General features: G+C 43.0%; 2 protein-coding genes and 1 riboswitch. Both genes read right to left on the bottom strand.

The window, feature by feature from the left end:
- Positions 1–5,788 (bottom strand): DUF4430 domain-containing protein (locus FZC41_RS16875; RefSeq protein WP_148568624.1); only part of this gene is annotated, 5,788 nt, incomplete at its 3' end.
- Positions 5,789–6,621: 833 nt separating this feature from the next.
- On the bottom strand, positions 6,622–7,146 hold the full coding sequence (locus FZC41_RS16870) for a C-GCAxxG-C-C family protein (protein WP_148568623.1): 525 nt from the start codon (positions 7,144–7,146) through the stop codon (positions 6,622–6,624).
- Positions 7,147–7,471: 325 nt separating this feature from the next.
- A riboswitch (cobalamin riboswitch) is annotated at positions 7,472–7,657 on the top strand.
- Positions 7,658–7,946 lie beyond the last annotated feature (289 nt).

Raw genomic sequence — 7,946 nt, 5'->3', positions numbered from 1 at the left:
TCATATCGGGTTTGATGTCATACAGACTTACCACTTTGGCATCGGTGATGCCGGCAGCGGCGGCAGCCTTTTGGGCTTCAGCCGTTTTATCTGCATTGTCGGTTTCCCCGACCACCTTAATGGCGGTTCCGGCCGGCAGACCAATCACTTCAATGCCGGTGGCTTTATCGACGGCACTGGATTTTTCCAGTTCGGTGATTTTCGCTTCGGCCGCGGTTAAGGTGCTCAGGTTGGTCACCAGATTTTTCTGGGTAGCACTCAGCGCATCATAGGCGGTACGGGCGGCGGCCACAGCTGTTTTGTCGCTAATCGCCAGTTTGTCAGCGGCCGACAAAGCGGCAATCTGATCGGTGACAGTTTTAGCGGCAGCCTTATCGGCGGCAGTGGGATCCCCCGGTTTGTATGCTGCTATTGCCGTGTTCAGGGCGGTGGCCGCGTCGTTGGTTGCTTTTGCGGTAGCAGTCATGTTCTGCACCACCGTCATGGCGGTGTCATAAGCGCTGCTGATGTCTTTGTCATTTAAGTAGGCGCTGTTTCCGTTGACGGTGGCCAGTGCTTTGATCAGGCTGTCCTTGTTGGCGATTGCCACCAGGGTTGTGTTGGTGCCGTATTCAATTCCGGTTAAATCACTTCCGGTTCCCCAGTAGGTGAAGGCCAGACGCATGACATCGCCATTTTTTAACGTGTAGGCATCCATTCCCACGTTGGGGGTTTGGTTGTTCACGAAATACATCCAGCCGGAGTACTTGCTGTAGTCAAACTCACCCAGGACATTACCGCTGTAACGGCTGGTATAGGTATTGGCCACGGTACTGTTGGCTCCGCCCAATTTATCAACAATATAGTCGGGAATCGTGGCCGTTCCGGTATCGGCACCTTTCACCGCCCGCAGGTAACCCACCTCACCTTCCAGGTTTTCGGCTCCCAGCAGTTTTTCAATGGCCTGTCGGGCCGTTTCGCCATCGGTGATGTCCAGGGTCACCGGTTCTACATAAAAACCCTGACCAATGGTGAAGCGTTCCACATCGATGGTGATGCTGCCGGTGGTCGGTTTGAGTGTTTCAATCGCAGCTTCAGCATTGGTTAGTATAGCCAGTGTATCAGCTGTTACCAGCAATTTTTGAGCGTTGGTCAAGTCGTTATAAGCGCTTCGGGCTGCCACCACGGCAGCTTTCTGATCGTAACTGGTGATGGTTCCCAGTTCGGTAATCTGCTTGGTGACACTCTGGGCTGCCACACTGTCGGCACCTGCTGATTTTTGAAGATCAGCAATCTTTGCTTCGCAGTCGGTCAGTTTGGTGTAATTGGTAACTTGACTCTGATCACCTGCACTCAAAGCATTATAAGCACTTCGAGCATCAGTGACGGCTTTCTGATTATCAAGCGTTATCGCCGCCACTTCAGGAAGGGCTGTAATCTGAGCGATGACGACTTTAACCTCATCACCAGTCTGACTAATCCCGGCGGATGTTTTGGCAGCGGCCAGTTTGGCGGTATTCGCGGTACTGATGGTTGCCTTTTTATCTGTGTTTAAAGCATCATAGAGAGACGATGCCGACTGTACCGCTGTTTTGTTGTCGACGGTAATGATTTCCGGTAAGGCGGCAATCGCATTGTTGACTGCAACGGTTGAATTGGCTACATCACGCATATTAAAGAACTGGTTTTTTCCTTCGGCAGAACGAACCAGGGCATTGATTCCCCGGGTAATCTGGGTGGGATCATAGGAGTCGATTGATGAATCATAGGTTCCCTTTTTAAGATCAAAGGAGGTTAAAAGCGCACTTAAAGGTGAGTTCCCATTTTTAACAAAACGGGAATCAAAGGGACTGATTCCGGCCATTCCAAGTGAAATGTTCACTTGCGCATTGGTCCAATAGTTGGAAAAGTCAAATGTTTTTGAATTGAGATATTCCTCTCCTCCATAACCACCCCAGAACGAGCCCTTGTAGCTCTGAGCATTGTTAAACATATTTAAATAAAACTCAACGGCGACTTTGACATCGTACCATTCGTCACCTGGTTGTGCATTGGGATTGTAGTAGGCCATAATCGGCTGAATGCCCATAACCGCCATATCGGAAGCTGTATCGTTTTGGATGGTATTTCCCTGTACATCAGTTGTTGTTATTTTTGCCAGACTGTGAATATAAGCTTTAACATCCATATGCTCACTATCCTGAGTCAATGCAAAGTCCTGAGCCGTTATGGCAAAGGTTGCATACTGTCCGGCAAAATACTTGCCGTTGGTAGCGGTATCATTGCGGCTTAAAATATCGATGAGATCGTAGCCGCCCACATTGCGGGGATCATAACCAATCGCTTCAATTAGAAGGGCATCCTTAGCAGTATCACAGGCATCAAATGTTTTTCCTTCTTTCCCTTGAGCTTTTAGATCTGCATATTTTTTGGTGAGGGTTTTAAAATAGTCATCATAGAATCCATCCGGCACTGCATAATCGTTTCTGGCAGCAGCCATCACAATCCAGGGATCATAGCTTTTGGAAGGATCAGGATTTTCTCCGAGCCACTTTTTGATGATTAAGTTGCAGGCTTCCTTAGAATCTGCAATAATCTGCTGCTGTTGGGCTGGAGTAGGAGCGGCAGTACTGTCTTCTAAGAATTGACCCCGAGCCACATTTCGCTGACCACCGGTTAAAACGCCGGGGTCCAGTTCATAATCTACTTCGCTGTTGGGATCGTAGGAGATGGTCAGAGAATTAAAGGTAACATAACCTCTGGCATTGTCTCCCATCGTTCCCACATAAAAAGGATCATCTTTCACTGAATAGTTCACTTTTAAATGATAGGGATTTGTTCCGAGATCATTGACAATTTGAACATCTTTCAGCTTTGTCATCCGACTGGTTTCAAAATTAGATGCATCATAGGTTCGCGGTTCCAGAACAAAATTAAGGGCTATCACCTGACGTTTGTTTAGGGTGTCTTTTTTGGAAAAATCAAGTTTTGGATAACCGTCATTAGCGGTTGAATCCACTGTCCAACTCTGAGTGAAATCCCAGCCGACAGCTGTGTAGGTGGCGACTTGCTGCATCATTCGGGTCAGTTTGGCTGTACCTTTACCTTTTATATCATTCAGGGTTTTTCCCAAAATGCTGCTGTCATAGAAACAATTGGTAATGGTTCCTCCCCCGATGGGCTGAGAATCAGCGCTGATGGACCCGGACCAAACTCCCGCATAATAGGAATCTTCAACTGTTCCATTGTTGCTTAACCCATAATACTTCACATCTGTTTTCGCGGTGCTGGTTACTGTCACGCGGCTATAGCAGTTTTTGGTAACACCTTTGAGCGAGATCGTATCCCCCACTGCTTCTTTCATTAAACTAACATATTGTTCGCCAACGAGTGATCCGGCTGAACTCGCCCCGGTAAAAGCAATACTTCCAGTGACTCCGCAACGGGTTACCTTGCCGCCATTAAAATCAGCAACAATTCCGGTTTGATTGGTTGAATTATAACTGTTATAAGCTTTGTAGTCTATTCCGGTGGTTCCGTCATAGGTCAGATTGACCTTGACAATGAAATCTCCAACAATTCCGTTTGAGCCGATAACGCTGAAAAGACCGGACTGATTATCGGAATAATTGGAAATGGTATGGCCTCGCCCATCAAAAGTACCATCAAAAATGTAGTATTGAGTCAACGGTGTTTGATAAGCAGTAAGCCCGGCAGCATCAATATCGCTGGTCATGATCACCGTCTCTCCAGTGTAGCTATAACCACTTTGGAGATCTGACCTTAAAGCGTTAAGATCAGACACACTGCTGACTGTATACTGACCTGCTTCGTTCTTACTCAGCGTCGGTGGAGTATTCACATTGACCTTGACCAATGCATCAATGGCCAATTTCAAATCACTGGTTTTTGCATCCACCTCATGCTGATCATTTTTAGTCAATTTGCTGTTATCATAGCACGTCTGAGCTACCGCTTTAGCAGTTGTCACTGCTGCATAGCTCTGCGGTGTATAATTGCTCTCCACCAGTGATCCGGCCCGATCCAGTTGAACTTTCAAGACCGTTTTGTCGGCAATCAGGGCCCCATTGGTCAGGGTTGTTGTGATCGCACTGGACAGGTTTGTTTTTGCCGTGTCCACTTCTGTCTGGGTTGCATCGGTTTTAGCAAGAACTGTTTTGGCGGCGCTTAAACAGTCACTGTAAGTTTTCCAGGCATCACTGGAATAGTTTGCTTCGATATAACCGGCAGCATCCGCATCCGTTACCGCTTTCTGTAGGGCATTTTTATCCACGCCCTGATTAACTTTAACCAACCCCGTGATGGTATCATTGATGCCCTGCACTGCTGCTGTCACCTGATCTTTGGTAATCTCGTTTGAACTGTTTGAAGCACTGTTCTGCAGATTTTCCGCTGCCGATACTGCAGCCGTCAACTTAGCAAAACTGTCGGTAGTATAATCAGCTGCTTTATAGGCATCCGAATTTTTCAATGCAGTATCCAGATCCACAATCGAGACTAGCGCATCAATTTTTCCTTGAACGCTCGTAATATACGAATCAACAGTTATCTGGCTTGCTTCCACATTATTCAAGGCACTATCTTTTGCGTAACCCACATATGTATTTAACTGTCCTAAACTGTAAGCTGTATATTTTGATGTGTCACCAGTATAGGTTTCCGCTAAATCTATAATCTTCTTTAACGCATTTTTATCCGGTATCACAATCGCATTTTTAAGGGTTGCCTGTAAACTTCTTCCCGTATCCAGAAGCGTTGGAAGCGTTACCTTGTCAAGATCCACCGCTTTTGCCGCATCCAAAGCGGTTTGTATTGCAGTGATGCTTCCCGGCGTATAATATTCAGTTCTTTTAACTCCTGTCTCTCCATCAGCAATGGTCTGTTTAAATAGAGTTTTATCAGCATCACTCAGTGTTCCAAATGCTTTTAGTTCCGGATAGTTGTCATTATTCAAAACCCAGGTATAATTACCATCCCAGTTAGTAAAAGTGGCTGGCTGTTTGAGCTCAATGGCTGTTTTTCCAGTCCCTCTAGCAAATGTCGAAAGAGTTCCTTTTATGCCATCGTTGTTATAAAAACAATCGACCGATTTCTTTTGTCCCGCTAAAGGTAATATCGTCTTGCCGATTAGTGTCCCCGTACATATACAATCGATCATTTTATTGGTATTTTTCTGGGTGAAAATACCACATACAGTTCCGTTGGGAGCGGTAATATCAATGGAACTGACACAACTGCTCATTATTTTATTACTGACAGACATGCAGTAACCGAAACCAGCCGTCGTTGTTGTATCTGCTGCATTGTTTCGAACAATCGATCCACTGACTTTGCAGTTTTCAATGTTTCCACAAGTACATGCCAATGCATAGTAATCATCTGTTGCTGCTATTTTCCCATCGAGAATGGCAACATTGAGCTCAAGGTTTTTAACAGAACCCGACATATAATTAAATAAACCATAAACCGGATCATTAAATCCGATGATCTTGTGACCCTGTCCGTCAAAGTCCCCATAAAAAGTCGTCGAATATTTGCTGAAAGCTGTCAGCTTATAATCCCCGATATTAATGTCATTGGCTAGAGTAATGGTCTTTCCACCGAAATCATTGCCGCCGGCTAATGCCACCCGGAATGCATCCAAATCCGCTGCAGTTGAAATCACATAACTGCCGTCAGTTGGATTCCATCCTGCTTGTGATCCTTCCGCATTAACAATGCTTACCGGTGGTAATAATTCCAATATCATTACCAATATCAATATAAAACTCTGTAAATACTTTTTCATTAATCTTCACTCCTATTTCTTTATTTTTTCTTTTTTCTCAAACCATTTAATTTTTTAACAAGGTCTGAGTGACATAATAGAAGGGTCATAATCAATCGCATAAATTTATGACCCGGGGATAATACAAATTAGCGTTTGTACTATCCCTTTTTTGGTTTATATCACTTTATAATTTATTCCTATTGCTCATCCCCTCTTTTGGAAATAATAGACTTCACATTCATCTTCCTCACTAACCAGTAAAATTATTCCTTTTCTTTTATCCTGTTGTCATCTTCTCCTCCTTCAAACTCAACTTTATTTTTAAGCATAAAAAGAACTCCCATCCAAGTCAAAATGACTTGTGACAGAAGTTCCAGAATATGCTGTAGAACTTTGCTTGATATGATCCTCTTTGCGTTGGATCAAACCTGTCGATGAAAGAATGAGTTCCCGACTGATGCCTCGCGGCAATCACGGTAGCGCATCTGTTTGGGATTCTCACCCATATTCCTTTAAGGTAAACTGCGATCATACCGCTTTTAAATTTACCCGACCTAATAGAATCCTGTGGTTGTTCACCATTGATTCCCGGTATTCTTTTATCTTTAAGCTGTATTTAATTTTAGTTTTTCAGTACGAAAAAATGCTCATCGGTAACTAGCAAATTTTATTTAATCGCATCTAAAATACAAAAAAAGTATAACATTGAAATGCTAACATTGCAACTATTTTTTTGATGACTGCTTTACCCTTTTTTATCTGTATCCATAACCAGGTTAACTCAAAATTTATACGCTGGTCACCTTCGGATCAACTAAATTTTCAATACATTGGTAAGGCAGCTCTTTTGACTACTTCTTTTTGTTATCACTCATTTTTTCGCCATATGGCAGCTCGAACGCTTCATTTTGAGAGATTTGCAGATATTTATAAGCTAATTGAGCCGTTGTCCCCACCATTTTCATACAGTGTACGCGTCGGTCTTTTCCATTCCAATCTTCAAACGGCTCACAGATGGCGCGACAGGTTGTACAGCCATTCATTTCGCCGAATTCTTTAACCAGGTTATTATAACGGCGATAATATTTTTGACCGACTTCAGGTCCCCGCACGTCAGCATCGATGCTCCAGGGATCATTTCTGCCATAGACCGCACTATTTGCCATCACAGCAGCTGACAAAGCACCACAGGTTTCACCGCAAAGTCCGATGCCGCCGCCAAAACCGGTACACATCGCGATTGTTTCCTTTGGCACATTCAAAACACCGGCACGCAGCAACGCATCATAGACGCTTTCTGCGCAATTTAAACCACTTTTGAAATTTTCGATGGCATAATCATTGACTAATTGACTTTTATTATCTTCGATATCCATTTTATTCCTCTTTTCTATAATTTTTGACAAGGTTTACACCCCTTTTCGAAAGCATTGTTGCAATATTGGTTGAGCTATTGACAACAGTCCGTTATTGACATATGCTATTTATAAATTATTATAATACATAAAAAGCATATGTCAATAACTATCTTCAAAATTTTTGGCCAATCCTATTTTTAATTTTTTATCTGTGACACACTGCTTTTAATCGTTATATTGGTGAATACTATTGCATAAAACCTTCCTAGAGCACTAACATTATTTATTAAAAATTGATATATTTATACTCTGTTTTTCCTTTTTCTGCAAAACATCTTGATTAATCAGCAATTTTAGTTTATGATCGTTGTAGAAAAAACTTTTACAAAAGGAACGCAGTGAAAATCTGCGACAGTTTCTTTGCTACTGTATGGAGCATATGGACGTATTCAGTCATTGGGTTAACCGAGAAGGCTGGATACTAAATGTCCCTCCAAGTCAGGATATTTTTGTAAAAGCACTATCTGTTTGAAGCTTCAAAGAAAGCTGCAAATTGTGAGCAATATCGCGAAATAACATCCTTCAGATTCCTGAAGATGAAGACATTACGAACCATCACACTATTTGTAAACCTTTTTTTGAAAAGGTTTCAGACTGAAGACAAAGGTCAGGGAAACCTGGCCTTTTTTAGTTTTTTGAAATCAAAAAAGCTTATTCCAAGGTTCATGGTTTATCATAAAATTAGAAAACAAATGGAGGCAAATCTTATGTTAACCAAACGGGAACAGGATATCAGAGAACAGGTACAGATCGTCACA

Origin of the sequence: Acetobacterium paludosum (assembly GCF_008086595.1) — a bacterium.
GTDB lineage: Bacteria > Bacillota > Clostridia > Eubacteriales > Eubacteriaceae > Acetobacterium > Acetobacterium paludosum.
Note: the sequence above shows the minus strand (reverse complement) of the source record. Positions and strands in the feature narration are given on the sequence as shown.